Raw genomic sequence first — 14388 nt, forward strand, 5'->3', positions numbered from 1 at the left:
CCGGACTTGCTGCGAAAACCCGCCAAAAAAATTTCAGACCGCAGCTTCCAGAGTTACCCACCAGCGGCTGCGATAGCGCAGTTTCACCGGCAAGGTTTGCGGCAGGATCGCCAGCAGTTTGTCGGTGTCCTCCAGGCGGAATACGCCGGACAGGCGCAACTCAGCGACATCCGAGGCGCAGTTCAAAAAGCCCTGACGATAACGACCGACCTCACTGAGGAAATCGCCCAGACGCATATTGCGGGTGACGATCAAACCGTCGGCCCACGCGCCGACATCGATATTCAGCGGTGGCGCCGGACGCACGTGATGGTGATCGATCAGAAAACTCTGCCCGGCGAGCGCCTCGATCGAGGTACCGCCGGCGTAAATGGCGACGCGCCCACTGGTGACGCTCAGTCGCGTGCAATCGCTGTCCTGGCGTAAAACGAACCGCGCGCCCTGCGGCTCGTAAACGCCATGACGACTTTGCACGCGCAGCGGCCGTTCGAAGGGTGAGCCCTCATCCGCGCCGCCGCAGGTGACGATAATTTCGCCGCGGGTGAGTTTGATCAGCCGTTGCTGCGCGGTGTAATCCAGATCCACCGCACTGGCGGTGTTGAGTTCGATCCGCGTGCCGTCTGGCAACTGGAAACCGCGCCGCTCGCCCGTCGTGGTGGCGTATTCGGCGCTCCATTGCTGCCAGGCCGAGGTGTCCTTGGCCAGCCATGCCGCGGAGCCCAGCAACAATGCGCCAGACAACAGCTTCAATGCCTGGCGCCGGCCCAAGCCCTGCGCACTGTTTTCCAACGTATTCAACGCCACTTTCGCACCCGGCACCGCGCGCAGGTTGTGGCTCAATTCGGCTTGCAGCGACTGCACCCGTTGCCACGCCAGTTCATGTTCATGATGCTCGGCGCGCCATTGTTCGCACTGGCGGCTCAAGCGTGAATTACCGTGGTTGTTGCGCAGACGCAGCAGCCAGTGGATGGCCTGCTTGACCACCTGTTGCTGGGGCTCGGCACGGCGGGCGAGGGATACCTTGTCCACAGTCATCAGCCCTCGTACCGCAGCACATAGCAGTGATAGAGCGCATCGGCGACGTAGCGCTCGACCGAACGCAGCGACAATCCCATCTGCTCGGCGATCTGCTTGTGCGTCAAACCTTCGCACTGCGCCAGAAGAAACGCCTGACGCACTTTTGGCTTCAATCCTTCAAGCATGCGCGCGATGCTTTCCAGCAGTTCGATCACCAGCGCGCGGGCTTCGGCGCTCGGCGTTTCGGCTTCGGGAAGATGGGCGATGGTTTCCAGATACGCGCGTTCGATCTCTTCACGGCGCCAGTGGTCGATCACCAGGCCGCGCGCGATGGTACGCAGGAAGGCGCGAGGGGCCTTGAGTTCGAGACGTTCGGTGCGTTGCAGCAAGCGTACAAAAGTATCTTGCGCCAGATCCGCCGCATCGGCCGCGTTGCCGAGTCGCGCGCGCAGCCAGGCATTCAGCCAGCCGTGATGACTACTGTAAAGCGCCTGTACTGCAAACTCAGGTGAGGACATGAACGCGCCAGCTCAACGACACAAATGATAATTAGTCGCATTTTTATCAAGGGTAGGAAATTTTGCAACCTCCACTCGAATAACGCTCATAAAAAACACTGTGGCGAGCGCTCTGGCACGCCGTTCGGCGGGAATCCGGCATTAATGCCATCCATTTCCCACACAACCCTAAGATTTCTCCGAAGCGTGCCGAAAGACTGGTGAGACATGCGTGCACCAAAGTAGAGCGGCCATCAGAACGCTGCCTGCCAGCTATTGGACATTTGGAGCTACATGGAATGTTGCATCCCCGAACGCATACCCACTTTTGCATAAGAAGTCCCATGAAATGAATCTCAAGTTCAGCCATAAAATCCTGTTGGCCGCCTCGGGCGTCGTGGTCCTGGCTTTCGCTTTATTCACCCTCTACAACGACTATCTGCAGCGAAATACCATTCGCCAGAACCTCCAGTCCTCCGTGCAGCAGGCCGGCGATCTGACCGCCAGCAGCGTTCAGAACTGGATGAGCGGGCGGGTTCTGGTGCTGGAAAACCTCGCGCAGAACGTTGCCCATCAGGGCAAGGAAGCCGACTTCCCGGGCCTCGTTGATCAACCGGCCTTCACCTCGAACTTCCAGTTCACCTACGTCGGCCAGGCCAACGGTGTATTCACCCAGCGTCCAGACGCGAAGATGCCGGACGGTTACGACCCGCGTCAGCGCCCCTGGTACAAGCAAGCTGTCGTAGCCGACAAAACCATGCTGACGCCGCCGTACATGGCCGCCGTCGGCGGTCTGGTGGTGACCATTGCCATGCCGGTGAAGAAGAACGGCGAGCTGATTGGCGTGGTCGGCGGTGACCTGAGCCTTGAAACCCTGGTGAAGATCATCAACTCGGTGGACTTCGGTGGCATCGGCCATGCGTTTCTGGTCAGCGGTGACGGTCAGGTGATCGTCAGCCCGGACAAAGATCAGGTGATGAAGAATCTGAAGGACATCTACCCGAACTCCAGCGTCCGCATCGAGAAGGGCAACCAGAACGTGGTGCTCAACGGTCAGGAACGCATCCTGTCGTTCACCCCGGTCACCGGTCTGCCGAATGCCGAGTGGTACATCGGTCTGTCGATCGATCGCGACAAGGCCTACGCCGCACTCAGCCAGTTCCGTACTTCGGCGCTGATCGCCATGTTCGTGGCGGTGGGGGCAATTGCCGTGTTCCTGAGCCTTTTGATCACCGTGCTGATGCGTCCGCTGATCACCATGGGTCGCGCGATGCAGGACATCGCACAGGGCGAAGGCGATCTGACTCGTCGTCTGGCGGTCGAGAGCAAAGATGAATTCGGTGAATTGGGCAGCTCGTTCAACCAGTTCGTTGAGCGGATTCACGCATCGATTTCCGAAGTGTCTTCGGCGACCCGCCAGGTACATGATCTGTCGCAACGCGTGATGGCCTCGTCCAACGCTTCCATCGTCGGTTCGGACGAGCAAAGTGCGCGCACCAACAGCGTCGCCGCCGCGATCAACGAACTGGGTGCCGCCACTCAGGAAATCGCTCGCAACGCTGCCGATGCTTCGCAGCACGCCAGCGGCGCGAGTGAGCAGGCCGATGACGGTCGCCAGGTGGTGGAGCAAACCATTCTGGCGATGACCGAGTTGTCGCAGAAGATCAGCCTGTCGTGCACGCAGATCGAAACGCTGAACGCCAGCACCGACAACATCGGCCACATCCTCGATGTGATCAAAGGCATTTCGCAGCAGACCAACCTGTTGGCGCTCAATGCCGCCATTGAAGCAGCACGTGCCGGTGAAGCCGGACGTGGTTTTGCGGTAGTGGCGGACGAGGTGCGTAACCTCGCCCATCGTACCCAGGAATCGGCGGAAGAGATTCACAAGATGATCACTTCGTTGCAGGTCGGTTCGCGTGAGGCGGTGAGCACCATGAACGCCAGTCAGGCGTCCAGCGAGCAGAGCGTTGAAGTGGCCAACCAGGCCGGTTTGCGCCTGGTCAGCGTGACCCAGCGCATCGGCGAAATCGATGGCATGAACCAGTCGGTTGCGGCCGCGACTGAAGAGCAGACGGCGGTGGTGGAAACCCTCAACGTCGACGTTAACCAGATCAACATGTTGAACCAGCAGAGCGTGGCTAACCTCAACGAGACGTTGAAGGATTGTGATGCGTTGTCGCAACAGGCCAATCGCCTGAAGCAGTTGGTGGACAGCTTCAAGATCTGACCGCGTTATCGTTCATCGCGGGCAAGCCCGCTCCCACAGGTTTTTTGGCGAACACAACATTTGTGAACGACCTGGACCCTGTGGGAGCTAGCTTGCCAGCGATAGCGGTAGTTCACCCACCGCCCAACTTAAGCCTTAAACAAACAGCTTCAACACATTCCCCATCGCATCATCCGCAAACCCCTGTACAAAATCCTTGAACCCCGGCGACGCCTCCGCTCCTGCGTCGGCAGGCTCGGCAATGATCGTCCAGGTCGCCCGCGACTTTCCCTCACCCAGCGATTCAACCTTCATCGCCGCCCACAGATTGGCCACGCCCAGCGTGTTGTAGATCGTCGTCCAGGTCATGCTCCGCGCCTGCTCGTCGCGGGAGTTGAGTTGCTCGACCACCACGTTGCCATCCTTGAAAAATTTCTTGCGCAGCGAGGACACGCCCTCGCCGGTCATTTCGATGTGCGACAGCGCCGGAATGAAACGCTCGAATCCGCCGAAGTTGCCGACCACCGCCCAGACCTGCGTCGCGTCTGCTGGTACTTCAACCGAAGACATCACGTGGCAGCCGTGCGGGTTTTTGATCAGGGTGTCGGGTTGCAGAGTGTTCATGGTGTTGCTCCTTTTTGATGAATCAGATGAAGTTGATTTCTTTCAGGTAATCGCAGCCGCGGCGTAGTAGCGCCGGGGATTTTTCCGGGTAGTGCGCGCCCATCTGCTGCACGCCGGCTTGCGCGTTGGCGTGGCCGATCAGAGAGATGTCGCCGATGTCTTCTTCGAAGCCGTTGAGGTAGAAACCGAGCACGCCGAACAGCGCGTTGTCGGCGTCGACACGCCCCAGTTGTTGTTGCCAGTCGGCGACGCTGACCAGCGAGAACTCGCTGCCGGTGTCGCGGAAGGAGGCGACGTAGGCGTCCCAACTCAGGGGTTCGGGGTTGTGCAGGTTGAACACCGCCCGTTCGGGCGAATAACGGCTGGCGTGAAAGGCGATGAAGCGGGCGAGAAAGTCCACCGGCATCAGGTCGAAATTCAGTGCGAAGGCTGGCACCTGGCCGAGCTGAATCGAGCCTTTGAGCATCAGCATCAAGCGGTTTTTGTGCGGCTGGCAGACGCCGCTCAGGCTGTTGAAACTGATGTTGCCGGGGCGGTAAAGATTGACCCGTACACCAAGCGTCCGCGCCCGTTCGAGGATGCGTTCGCCGACCCATTTCGACAGGTTATAGCCATTGCGGATGTAGATCGGTGGCGTCGGCGCGGCAGGCAATTCCAGCACCCGACCGGCGTCGTCGACCGTGCTTGAAGCCGACAGTGTCGAGACAAAATTGAAGACCTTTTTGCTGCGCCCTTCACACAGGCGCAGCAGCTCGAAAATCGGCTCGACGTTGTCCGCTGCCAGCGACTCGTAATCGAGGACGTGATTGACGTTGGCCGCGTTGTGCACCAGTGCGCCGAACTCACGGTCCAGCCGCTGATAGTCGTCGTCCCCCAGCCCGAGTTGCGGACGCGTGATGTCTGCCGCGTACACCCGCACCCGACTCAGATCCAGATGTTCCAGGCGGTTTTCGCGCAGTGCCTGAGCGAAGCGCTGCGCCGCCGTTTGCCCGCCACCGTCGCGCACCAGGCACGCCACTTCACTGGCGCCCCAACCGAGCAGCGCCTCGACGATGTGCACGCCGACAAAACTGTTGGCGCCGGTGACGATCACCTTATGCACATCGCCCATGCGGCTGATTGGCAACGGTTCGATATCCAGCGCACGCTCGGCGTCGGCCATGGCTTGGCCACTGAGTACGGCGCTGTCGTCGGTACCGCGCACCAGTGTGGCGAGTTTGATGATGGTCGGCTGTTCGATGAAGCGATTGATCGAGATGCTGCGGCCAAACTCTTCACGCAAGCGCAGCAACATGCGCGACAGCAGAATCGAGTGACCGCCGAGATTGAAGAAGCTCTCGTCGGTGGAAATATCGCTGGTCGGCAGCTCCAGCAACTCCGCCCAGATCTCCAGCAGCAGCGCTTCGTCTTCATTGGTCGGCAGGCATTTCGGTCCGTTGTCCTGCACGCTCACCGGTAACGCCAGCAGCGCTTTTCGGTCGACCTTGCCATTGCTGGCGAACGGCATGCTCGGCAGCTCAGTCCACGCCACCGGTTGCATGTAGTCGGGTAAAAACTGCTGGGCGTGGGCTTTCAATGCGTCGCGGGCGGCGTCCGTTTGCGGCTGGGCGAGAAACGCCAGAATCCGTCGCTGACTGTCGATCACCACCGCCACCTGTCGGTACAACTGGCTCTCGCGCAGGCAGCGCTCTATCTCTTCCGGCTCGACCCGAAAGCCACGGATCTTCACCTGATTGTCGCGTCGCCCGCATAGCTCGATGCCGTGCTCGCCCCACTTGGCCATGTCGCCACTGCGGTAGGCGCGCAGTTGCTCGCCGCCCGGCAGGTTGAGGGTCAGATAACGCTCGGCGGTCTGCTGTGGATTGTTCAGGTAACCGAGGCAGACACCGGGCCCGACGATGAACAATTCACCGACGGTGTGCTCGCCCACCGGTTGCAGATCGTCATCGAGAATCAGCACCTGGCTGTTGGCAATCGGCGAGCCGAGCGTGCGGTTGCTGTCGCCGGTTGTGAGCTGCCGCGCGGTGATCAGCACCGTGGCTTCAGTGGGCCCATAGAGGTTGTGCAGTTTGCCTTGGCGGGTCAGTTGTTCGATGACGAACGGCTCGCAGACATCGCCGCCGGTCATCACCTGTTGCACGCCTTGCAGTTGATCCAGCGGCAGGATGCTCAACAGCGCCGGAGGCAGGAACGCGTGAGTCAGTTGTCGGCGGCGAATCAGTGCGACCAGTTGCAGCGGATCGCGCCGTTGCGTGTCGTCGGGCACCACCAGTTCGGCGCCTGCGAGCAAGGTCGGGAAAATGTCGATCAGCGACGAGTCGAAACTCAGCGAAGAGAATTGCAGTACCCGGCTCTTGGTATTGAGTTGCGTGTAGTCGGCGTACCACGCAGTGAAGTGCGCAAGGTTTGCCTGACTGAGCAACACACCCTTCGGATGTCCGGTGGTGCCCGAGGTGTAGAGCGCCATGCACGGCGCGTCGAGTTCGGGGCGCTGGCGCATCAACGGTTGCGCGAGGTTTGCGTCGGCCCTGTCGATGTGGCTGACATCCAGCCCCGGCATCGATTCGCTCAGCGGATGCAAACCGTCATGCAGCAACAGCAGCGCGCCAGCGTTTTGCAGGATGTATTGCTGGCGCTGCAACGGATGGCTGGGTTCCAGCGGCAGGTACACCGCCCCACTGCCGAGAATCGCCAGAATCGAGGCGAACAGCGCGGGGCTTTTCGGCAGACAAATGCCTACTACCCAAGGCTGCGGATGCTGGTCGAGCAGGGGCTGCAAGTGCTGTTGAATCGCCTGGCTGTGCGCATGCAACTGGCGATAGCTGACCGACTGCTCGAAGAGGTGCAGCGCAGGGCGATCGGCGTGGCGAATCAGGCTCTGTTGCAGACCTTCTATCAGCGGAGTTTGCGCCTGTTTCAGCAAGACCGGATTCGCGGTGGCGTTATGGCGATGAACGTAGGCAAGGCTGTCGAGAAACTGCAGGTTTTCCAGCCGCTCGAAATCCGGCGCCGTCACTGCAGCGGCATGCCGCAAGTATTCCGGGTCGCGGGAGTAGCGGCTGACCAGCAACGACACTTCGTCCACCACGTGCATCAGCACCCTTTGGCGCAATGCCTGCCCGTTGCCGGACGGCTCATCGCCAATCGGCACGCGGCTGATCAGTGACGAGCCGAGGAAGCACAACAGGTCGATCGACGGCAGACCTGCATTGCTCTGCGCTACTACACCCAAACGCAGATGCAGATGTGGGATTGCGCAGAAATCGCCGGCCGCGATGAAGCCATCGTCAATGATCAAATCCACTGTCGATTTCGCTGCGCCGCTGCGATCCAGTGAGTGGCCCTGCTGTTCAAGTTCCTGCGCCAGGTCGGTCATCGCCTGGCTGGCGCCAATCAATAAAATATCGAGACGTTTCATGTCGGCCTCCTCAAACCAGGTAGTCGCGCAAGGCGTGCTGCACACACGGTGTTTCGAGCAGCGAGCTGTTGTGGAAAAACTTGATGATGTTGCCCACCAGCGGGTGATGGCGATTGATCGGGAAGGCCAGACCGGCCATCTCTTCCTTGAGCAAAAGGCGCGTACCTTCGCTGACCGGCAGGGCATCGATCAGGCGTAAATCGAAGGATTTCTGGATGTCGTTGGTCAGGTAATGGCCGATGAACACCGGCAGAATCTTCGCGATGGCTTCTCGATCGGCCTCGCTCGCGGTGTGCCAATAGATGCGCACCATCCGCGCCCAGAAACTGGAATGACGACCCTCGTCGAGCAAGTGGTCGGCCATCAGGCCTTTGATCGACGGCTTGACCGTGTCGTCGCGGGCGAACGCCGCCACGTCGCCGGTCACGGTGTTCTCGGCGATGGCCACGCAGATCAGTTCCACGGCGCTGCGCAGATGTTCCGGCGCCAGCGCGACAGCGGCGGGAATCGCCCGGCTCAGTTCGATTTGATCCGGCAAGCGGATCGGCTCGATGCCGGTCATGGCCACCGTCTGCTGCATGAAATCCATCGCCACCAGCGCGTGGTAATCCTCGTCGACCACCACGGTCATCGCGTCATAACGACAGGCGAACGGGAATGCTACGGCGAAGCGGTTCTTGGCGATGCTGCGCGCGGTCTTGTCGACGATTTCGGTCTCGAAAATCACCACGTCGTTGATGAATTTGTAAAGCGTCTGCACCAAGGCGAAATCACGTTGCTGCGGGCATTCGCGCAGGAAGGTTTCGCTGAGCACCAGTGGTTGGCGACTGAGCGGATAGATCAGGCGCTCGTCGTTTTCTAGAACGCGGCGCGGGCGCGTGCGGATGGTCGCGCGGCTTTCCCAGACATCGGCAAAGGACTGATAGTCGGCGGCGTTCATTGGGCAACCTCCGCCAACGGCTCGCGCATGCTCACGCGCAGGCCGTCCCACAGGGCAATGCGGCTTTCGACGGCGGCGATGGCGCTGGCATAGACCTCGGCCTCGCGCTGCGGATCGCCATCGACCAAGCGCTCGAGCAACTGCTCCGCCGCCGGGCCGTGATCCTCGGAGTCGACCTCGATGTGCCGCTCCAGGTAATAGCGAAAGGTCGGCGCCTGTTCGATGCCGATGCCCCAGTCGTCGAGAATGCGCTGGAACATGGTCGGGATCACACTTTCGCGGCCATGCAGGAACGCGGCAGCAACGCTGTGCCCCGGTGCATGCAGAGCGGTGCGCAAGGTGTCACGGACGAATTGCGCGGCTGCCGGATCGACGTCGACACTTTGCAGCGCCACGTCATAACTCACGCCTTCCTTTTGCAGCGCGACGAAGCGTTCTGCCGCCGAGGTGCTGGCGCCGACTTCGCGCATGGCATCCAGATACAACTCGAAATGGCTGTAATGACCGTGGCTCAGGCGGTCGTCGGATTCCTCTCCGAGGACAATCTCGTTGATCAGGCGCGCAGCATGCGGATCACGCGGCGGCAGCCAGGGCAGACGAGTGCAGGTCAGTTCCTGTTGCAGGCGTTTGGTCAGTGACATGAAGTCCCACACGGCAAACACGTGGCTTTCCATGAAACGTCGCAAAACAGTCATTGAATCAATTTCGGCAAAAATCGGGTGAGCGCTGAGCTCGGCTTTTTTCAGGGCAAGTTGGTGCTTTGTATTAGGCATGACGGGGCTCTATCCTTGATATGAAATGGACAATACTTTGCAAGTGCGTAATCAATGGAACGTCGGCTCGTTATTCTTTCTACAGGCGAGCAATGACCTCATACAAACCAATGAAGTTGAACTGAATGTATGTGCAGTACAGCACGGTAGTCAGGCGAGGTCTCGCCATCTATTGGTCGCGCTGTCGGTCTATGTCCGCCAGGAGAAGAGATCTCAAGCTCGGCGGAGAAAAGCTAATACATCGGCAAATAACTTAACAAGTGTATTTTTAATTATTTTTAGTTGCTGTCTTTTTAAGCGTGAAAGTGTCCGATAAAACTCTTTGCACAAGTTTTATTGAGGCGAAGTTGCTCCTTTCAGTCAATAAAGACCAAAATCGAATAAACAGAGTGAATGCCTCACTCGAAGCAACTTTCTTAAAATTAATATCGAGTTATTTGAGGGGGACGAAAGGTGGCCTGGAACGGCGCCGATTCTTTCCTTTTCCCGTGACAAGGCTCCTTCCGTAGGTTCCTGTTGCGGGGACTGCACCCGCATTGCGGTGCGTCGCCCGTTCTTTATTGTTTTGGCCGTTCAAGACTGAGGGTAAATGGCCGCCACGGCTATTACCGATTCGTTCCGGTGAGGCGAACATATTTCGGGCCTGATAGGCGCAGGGAGGTTAGAGCGCAGGGGGGGATATGCCAGTGGATTCGAAGACGTAGGGAGGGGGATTTGTAAGCGGGTTATTCGCCGGGCAGACAGTTAAGTCCAGTCCCGGCGTGCAGAGTCAGCGTGCGGCCTTGCGGCTTAGCGCCGCCGGGCTGGCGAGATAACGGGTGATGACTTCAACACCGCGGTTGAGGTGCTGCTCAAGCAGTGCCACGGAGCGCTCGACATCGCGCTCGATCACCGCTTGCAGCATGGCGCGGTGGTCGTCCTGAGAAAGCTTGCCCAGGCCCATGGCCTCGAGGTTGAAGCGCAGGAAGCGCTCTTCTTCGTTGAGCCCGTCTTCGACCAGGCGCAATAGCCGCCGGTTGGGTGCCTTGCTGTACATCGCCATGTGCAACAAACGGTTGAGCCGGCCGATCTCCGTGTAATCGTGCTGAGTCTCGAGCTCATCGATATACCTGGCCGCCTGCTCGTGATCGGCAGCGGTCAGCAGCGGAATGGATTGGCGCATGGCTTCGGACTCGAGCAAAATCCGCAGCTCGTAGGTTTGCGTGGCATCACCCTGAATCAATGGCGCAACCACTGCGCCTTTGTGCGCGGTCACGCTCAGCAGCGCCTGCGCCTCAAGCTGACGCAAGGCTTCGCGCACGGGCATGCGGCTGACACCGAACAGATCGGCCAGATCCTGCTGGCGCAGGGCGGTGCCGCAGGGCAAACGACCATCAAGGATGGCGGCGCGCAAGGTTTCTTCGATGATCGAGCGAGCCAAGTGTGCAGGAATAGGCCCATCGACTTTAATGCTCTGTAGCGGTTTGGGCTTCTGTGTCACGACTACGCACCCTGTATGTCGACTGAATTTGGATCCAAATGACACTAGTGACTGCTCTACAGCTTGTCAAACCATGTAGAGGTTCAGTGCCTTTAAACAAGTTTAGCGCGGTCACGATGATCTCATGGTGCCATTGTTTTTTACCCGGCTAAGCTTCACCATCAAACGCTTTCCTTCCTGCCCCCTGGAAACCTGCTGTGGCGTTACGTTTCGCGATCCCTCGGACGCTGCGCTGGCTTGGCTGCGCACTGTTACTGGCCGGCGTCATGCTGGACGGTCTGCATGCCGATTGGGATTTTTCCGTGATCAGCCGCAAGGCCACGGCAATCTATGGACCGCTGGGCGCCGGCCAGCAGCGGATCGATGCCTGGCAAAATCTGTTGGCCACGCAGAAACAGGTCGGCGAAATTGAAAAACTCAAAGTGGTGAACCTGTTCTTCAACAAACAGGTGCGCTATGTCGAAGACATTGATCTGTGGCATGAGGTCGACTATTGGGAAACCCCGATCGAAGCACTGTGGAAGGGCGCCGGCGACTGCGAAGACTATGCAATCGCCAAGTATTTCAGCCTGCGCCACCTCGGTGTTTCCAGTGACAAGCTACGCATCACCTACGTCAAGGCACTGCGCCAGAACCGCGCGCACATGGTGCTGACGTACTATGCCACTCCCGATGCCATGCCGTTGGTGCTCGACAGCCTGATCGATCCGATTCAGCCTGCCTCCCAGCGAACCGATTTGCTGCCGGTCTACTCTTTCAATGCTGAAGGTTTGTATTTGCCGGGCGCCAAGGGCAACAAAAAGGTCGGCGACACCAAACGCCTGTCGCGCTGGCAGGATGTGCTGAAGAAAATGCAGGCCGAAGGTTTCGCGGTCGAAACGATTAACTAGGAGCACGCGCTCAGATGTCTTTGTTCAAACAGCTGTTGCTCGCTATCTGTCTGTTCCTGGTGGTCGCCTTCACCGGCAGCTTCATGGTCAGTCTGGAGAGCTCGCGTACCCAGTACGTCAACCAGTTGCGCTCTCACGCTCAGGACGCCGCCACGGCGCTGGCGTTGTCGCTGACGCCGAACATCGACGACCCGGCGATGGTCGAGCTGCTGGTCAGCTCGATTTTCGACAGCGGTTACTACGCGAGCATCCGTGTGGTCGATGTGAAGACCGACCAGACTATCGTCGAGCGCAACGGCGCCCCCACGGTGAGTAACGTGCCGGACTGGTTCGTCAAACTCATCGGTCTGGAGCCGGCCGGCGGCGACGCATTGGTCAGCCGCGGCTGGGAGCAGGCTGCGCGGGTCGAGGTGGTCAGCCACCCGATGTTTGCCGTGGCCAAGCTGTGGCAGAGCGCGTTGGGCAGCCTTGGCTGGTTGCTGATGTGTGGCGCCGTGAGTGCGGTGCTCGGCGCGCTGCTGCTGCGCCGGCAGTTGAAGCCGCTGGATTACATGGTCAAGCAGTCCCACGCCATCGCCCGGCGAGAATTTCTCAGCCTGCCGGACTTGCCGCGCACCCCTGAACTGCGCCGTGTGGTGCAAGCGATGAACCAGATGGTCGAGAAGCTCAAGGCGCTGTTTCAGGAGCAGGCCGAACGCAGCGAAAAGCTGCGCGCCGAGTCCTATCAGGACAACCTCACGGGGCTGGCCAACCGCCGTTATTTCGAGATGCAACTGAACAATCGCGTGAGCAACCCGGAGCAAGCCAGCTCGGGTTATCTGCTGCTGTTACGGGTCAAGGATCTGGCCGGGTTGAACCAGCGCCTGGGTGGTCAGCGCACCGATGAATTGTTGAAAGCGGTCGGCGAGCAATTGTCGCGCGAATGCGCCAAATACCCGGAAACCCAGAACCTCGTCACGCGTATTCGTGGCGGTGAGTTTGCCGTGCTGGCGCCGGGCCTAGTGCGTGAGGAAGCGCTGCAACTGGCGCAGAACCTCGACGGTGCCCTGAGCAGCCTGCACGCCACCGGCGCAACTGACGTGGCGGCGGTTGCTTCGATCGGTCTTGCACCGTTTGCACACGGCGATTCACCACAAGCGGTGCTCAGCCTAGGCGATCAGGCATTGGCCCAGGCCGAAGGGCAGGGCGAGCAGAACTGGGCGTGTATCGATCACAGTCTGACAGCCGATGTTGGCGACGATCACCATGCCTGGCATCGCTTGCTTGATCAGGCGTTGAGTCAGCAGCGCTTCGAGTTGTATTTCCAGCCAGTGGTGGCCGCGCAGGACACGCAACTGGTGCTGCATTACAAAGTGCTGTCGCGCTTGCTCGACGAGCAGGGCCAGACCGTCCCGGCCGGCCGTTTCCTGCCGTGGCTGGAGCGCTTCGGCTGGACCGCGCGGCTCGATCGCCTGATGCTGGAGCGAGTGCTTGAGCAGATGAAAGAACATGAGGATTCGCTGGCGCTGAACCTGTCTTCGGCAACGTTGGCGGACCCACAGGCATTGAACAAAATCTTCGAGATTTTGCGGATGCATTCCAACCTCGGCCCACGCCTGACCCTTGAGATCGGCGAGGAGCAATTGCCGGAACAAGCGGTGCTGGAGCAATTGACCCGGCGTCTGCGTGAACTGGGTTTCTCTCTGAGCCTGCAACGTTTCGGCGGACGCTTCAGCATGATCGGCAACCTGGCGCGGCTAGGGCTGGCGTACTTGAAGATCGATGGCAGCTACATTCGGGCAATTGATCAGGAGAGCGACAAGCGTCTGTTTATCGAAGCCATCCAGCGCGCGGCGCACAGCATTGATCTGCCGCTGATTGCCGAGCGGGTCGAGACGGAAGGGGAGTTGTCGGTGATTCGCGAGATGGGCTTGTATGGGGTTCAGGGGCAGTTGCTCGGTGAGCCCAAGCCTTGGAAGTAAATCTCAAGATTTGAAAGCGAAAAGATCGCAGCCTTCGGCAGCTCCTACATTGGAATGCGTTCCCTGTAGGAGCTGCCGAAGGCTGCGATCTTTTGCTTCTAAATCAAGCCGCCCTCATCCTCATCAATCAACTGGCTCAACCCGCCCAATGCCTCACGCGCCTGAGTCCGGTCCATCAGCTTGGCCTGGGCCGCTTCCGGCAGGTCGGTGACGCGGATCACCCCTTTGCTGGTCAACACCTGAATCAGGTCGTCGAGTACCCGAATCATCTCAAAGTCGCTCTGCTTGAGCTGTTTGAGGCTGTTTTCCACAGCTTCGTTGGCGTACCACGCCTGGATTTCATGGTGGTCGGCCGGCAGCGTTTCCGTGGCCTCGGCGTAGGCCGCAGCTTCCACGCGAATCAACTCACCTTGCGCATCGCGTTGCACGTAAAACATTGGGCATCCCTCAGATATGAACCAGCGTCATGCTGTCAGCAGCATAGCCAACTGCGCGCAAGTATGCGGTGCGGCGACCCAATCGTCACCGCTGCGGTCATCGCAAACGTGACGGCCGCCCCAGAAGGGCGGCCGTTTTGCA

Annotated in this window: 11 protein-coding genes and 1 pseudogene; 4 read left to right on the plus strand and 8 right to left on the minus strand. The window is 59.6% G+C overall.

The features are described 5' to 3' along the window. Positions 1 to 33: 33 nt before the first annotated feature. Together ACA061_RS00645 and ACA061_RS00650 are read right to left on the minus strand one after the other, a co-directional pair. The gene (locus ACA061_RS00645) at positions 34 to 1035 is read right to left on the minus strand and encodes a FecR domain-containing protein (protein WP_497300382.1); all 1002 of its coding nucleotides are present in this window, start codon (positions 1033 to 1035) and stop codon (positions 34 to 36) included. Continuing rightward, positions 1035 to 1535, minus strand: coding sequence for a sigma-70 family RNA polymerase sigma factor (locus ACA061_RS00650; RefSeq protein WP_150605468.1), 501 nt, complete (start codon positions 1533 to 1535; stop codon positions 1035 to 1037). The genes ACA061_RS00645 and ACA061_RS00650 overlap by 1 nt, the downstream gene beginning before the upstream one ends. Positions 1536 to 1863: 328 nt before the next feature. Here ACA061_RS00650 and ACA061_RS00655 point away from each other — a divergent pair. After that, positions 1864 to 2889 (plus strand): annotated as a pseudogene (locus ACA061_RS00655) (HAMP domain-containing protein); the annotation flags it as partial. A 69-nt stretch (positions 2890 to 2958) separates the two neighbouring features. Continuing rightward, complete coding sequence (locus ACA061_RS00660) at positions 2959 to 3744, plus strand: methyl-accepting chemotaxis protein (protein ID WP_371262348.1); 786 nt, start codon at positions 2959 to 2961, stop codon at positions 3742 to 3744. 135 nt (positions 3745 to 3879) lie between these two features. On the opposite strand, the gene ACA061_RS00665 is transcribed toward ACA061_RS00660, so the two are convergent. The 5 genes from ACA061_RS00665 to ACA061_RS00685 form a co-directional block, all read right to left on the minus strand. Continuing rightward, entirely contained in the window at positions 3880 to 4347 is a 468-nt protein-coding gene (locus ACA061_RS00665; protein ID WP_497300383.1) for an SRPBCC family protein, read from the minus strand. A gap of 22 nt (positions 4348 to 4369) precedes the next feature. After that, on the minus strand, positions 4370 to 7765 hold the full coding sequence (locus ACA061_RS00670; RefSeq protein ID WP_497300384.1) for an amino acid adenylation domain-containing protein: 3396 nt from the start codon (positions 7763 to 7765) through the stop codon (positions 4370 to 4372). 10 nt (positions 7766 to 7775) lie between these two features. Continuing rightward, positions 7776 to 8705, minus strand: a complete 930-nt coding sequence (locus tag ACA061_RS00675; protein ID WP_497300385.1) for a diiron oxygenase — start codon at positions 8703 to 8705, stop codon at positions 7776 to 7778. Beyond that, complete coding sequence (locus ACA061_RS00680) at positions 8702 to 9478, minus strand: DUF3050 domain-containing protein (protein WP_210701294.1); 777 nt, start codon at positions 9476 to 9478, stop codon at positions 8702 to 8704. The genes ACA061_RS00675 and ACA061_RS00680 overlap by 4 nt, the downstream gene beginning before the upstream one ends. 769 nt (positions 9479 to 10247) lie before the next feature. Then, positions 10248 to 10958: a GntR family transcriptional regulator gene (locus ACA061_RS00685; protein ID WP_150605462.1), complete on the minus strand. Its 711-nt coding sequence runs from the start codon at positions 10956 to 10958 to the stop codon at positions 10248 to 10250. A 197-nt stretch (positions 10959 to 11155) separates the two neighbouring features. On the opposite strand from ACA061_RS00685, the gene lapG reads away from it, so the two are divergent. Both lapG and lapD read left to right on the plus strand, forming a co-directional pair. Continuing rightward, on the plus strand, positions 11156 to 11848 hold the full coding sequence (lapG, locus tag ACA061_RS00690) for a cysteine protease LapG (RefSeq protein WP_497300386.1): 693 nt from the start codon (positions 11156 to 11158) through the stop codon (positions 11846 to 11848). A gap of 14 nt (positions 11849 to 11862) precedes the next feature. Then, positions 11863 to 13809 carry a cyclic di-GMP receptor LapD gene (gene lapD / locus ACA061_RS00695; RefSeq protein WP_497300387.1) on the plus strand — a complete coding sequence of 649 codons (1947 nt, stop codon included), beginning with the start codon at positions 11863 to 11865 and terminating at the stop codon, positions 13807 to 13809. 98 nt (positions 13810 to 13907) lie between these two features. On the opposite strand, the gene ACA061_RS00700 is transcribed toward lapD, so the two are convergent. Next, a complete protein-coding gene (locus ACA061_RS00700; protein ID WP_042557024.1) occupies positions 13908 to 14246 on the minus strand; it encodes a hypothetical protein in 339 nt (112 codons plus the stop codon). Positions 14247 to 14388: the final 142 nt, after the last annotated feature.

The sequence above is a fragment of the Pseudomonas sp. LBUM1668 genome (genome assembly GCF_059695715.1).

Bases quoted from the DNA above. Each gene is read 5' to 3' on its own strand.
- ACA061_RS00700 (WP_042557024.1), bottom strand. From the start codon at position 14,246: ATGTTTTACGTGCAACGCGATGCGCAAGGTGAGTTGATTCGCGTGGAA.
- ACA061_RS00645 (WP_497300382.1), bottom strand. From the start codon at position 1,035: ATGACTGTGGACAAGGTATCCCTCGCCCGCCGTGCCGAGCCCCAGCAA.
- lapD (WP_497300387.1), top strand. From the start codon at position 11,863: ATGTCTTTGTTCAAACAGCTGTTGCTCGCTATCTGTCTGTTCCTGGTG.
- ACA061_RS00670 (WP_497300384.1), bottom strand. From the start codon at position 7,765: ATGAAACGTCTCGATATTTTATTGATTGGCGCCAGCCAGGCGATGACC.
- ACA061_RS00660 (WP_371262348.1), top strand. From the start codon at position 2,959: ATGGCCTCGTCCAACGCTTCCATCGTCGGTTCGGACGAGCAAAGTGCG.
- ACA061_RS00665 (WP_497300383.1), bottom strand. From the start codon at position 4,347: ATGAACACTCTGCAACCCGACACCCTGATCAAAAACCCGCACGGCTGC.
- ACA061_RS00650 (WP_150605468.1), bottom strand. From the start codon at position 1,535: ATGTCCTCACCTGAGTTTGCAGTACAGGCGCTTTACAGTAGTCATCAC.
- ACA061_RS00680 (WP_210701294.1), bottom strand. From the start codon at position 9,478: ATGCCTAATACAAAGCACCAACTTGCCCTGAAAAAAGCCGAGCTCAGC.
- ACA061_RS00675 (WP_497300385.1), bottom strand. From the start codon at position 8,705: ATGAACGCCGCCGACTATCAGTCCTTTGCCGATGTCTGGGAAAGCCGC.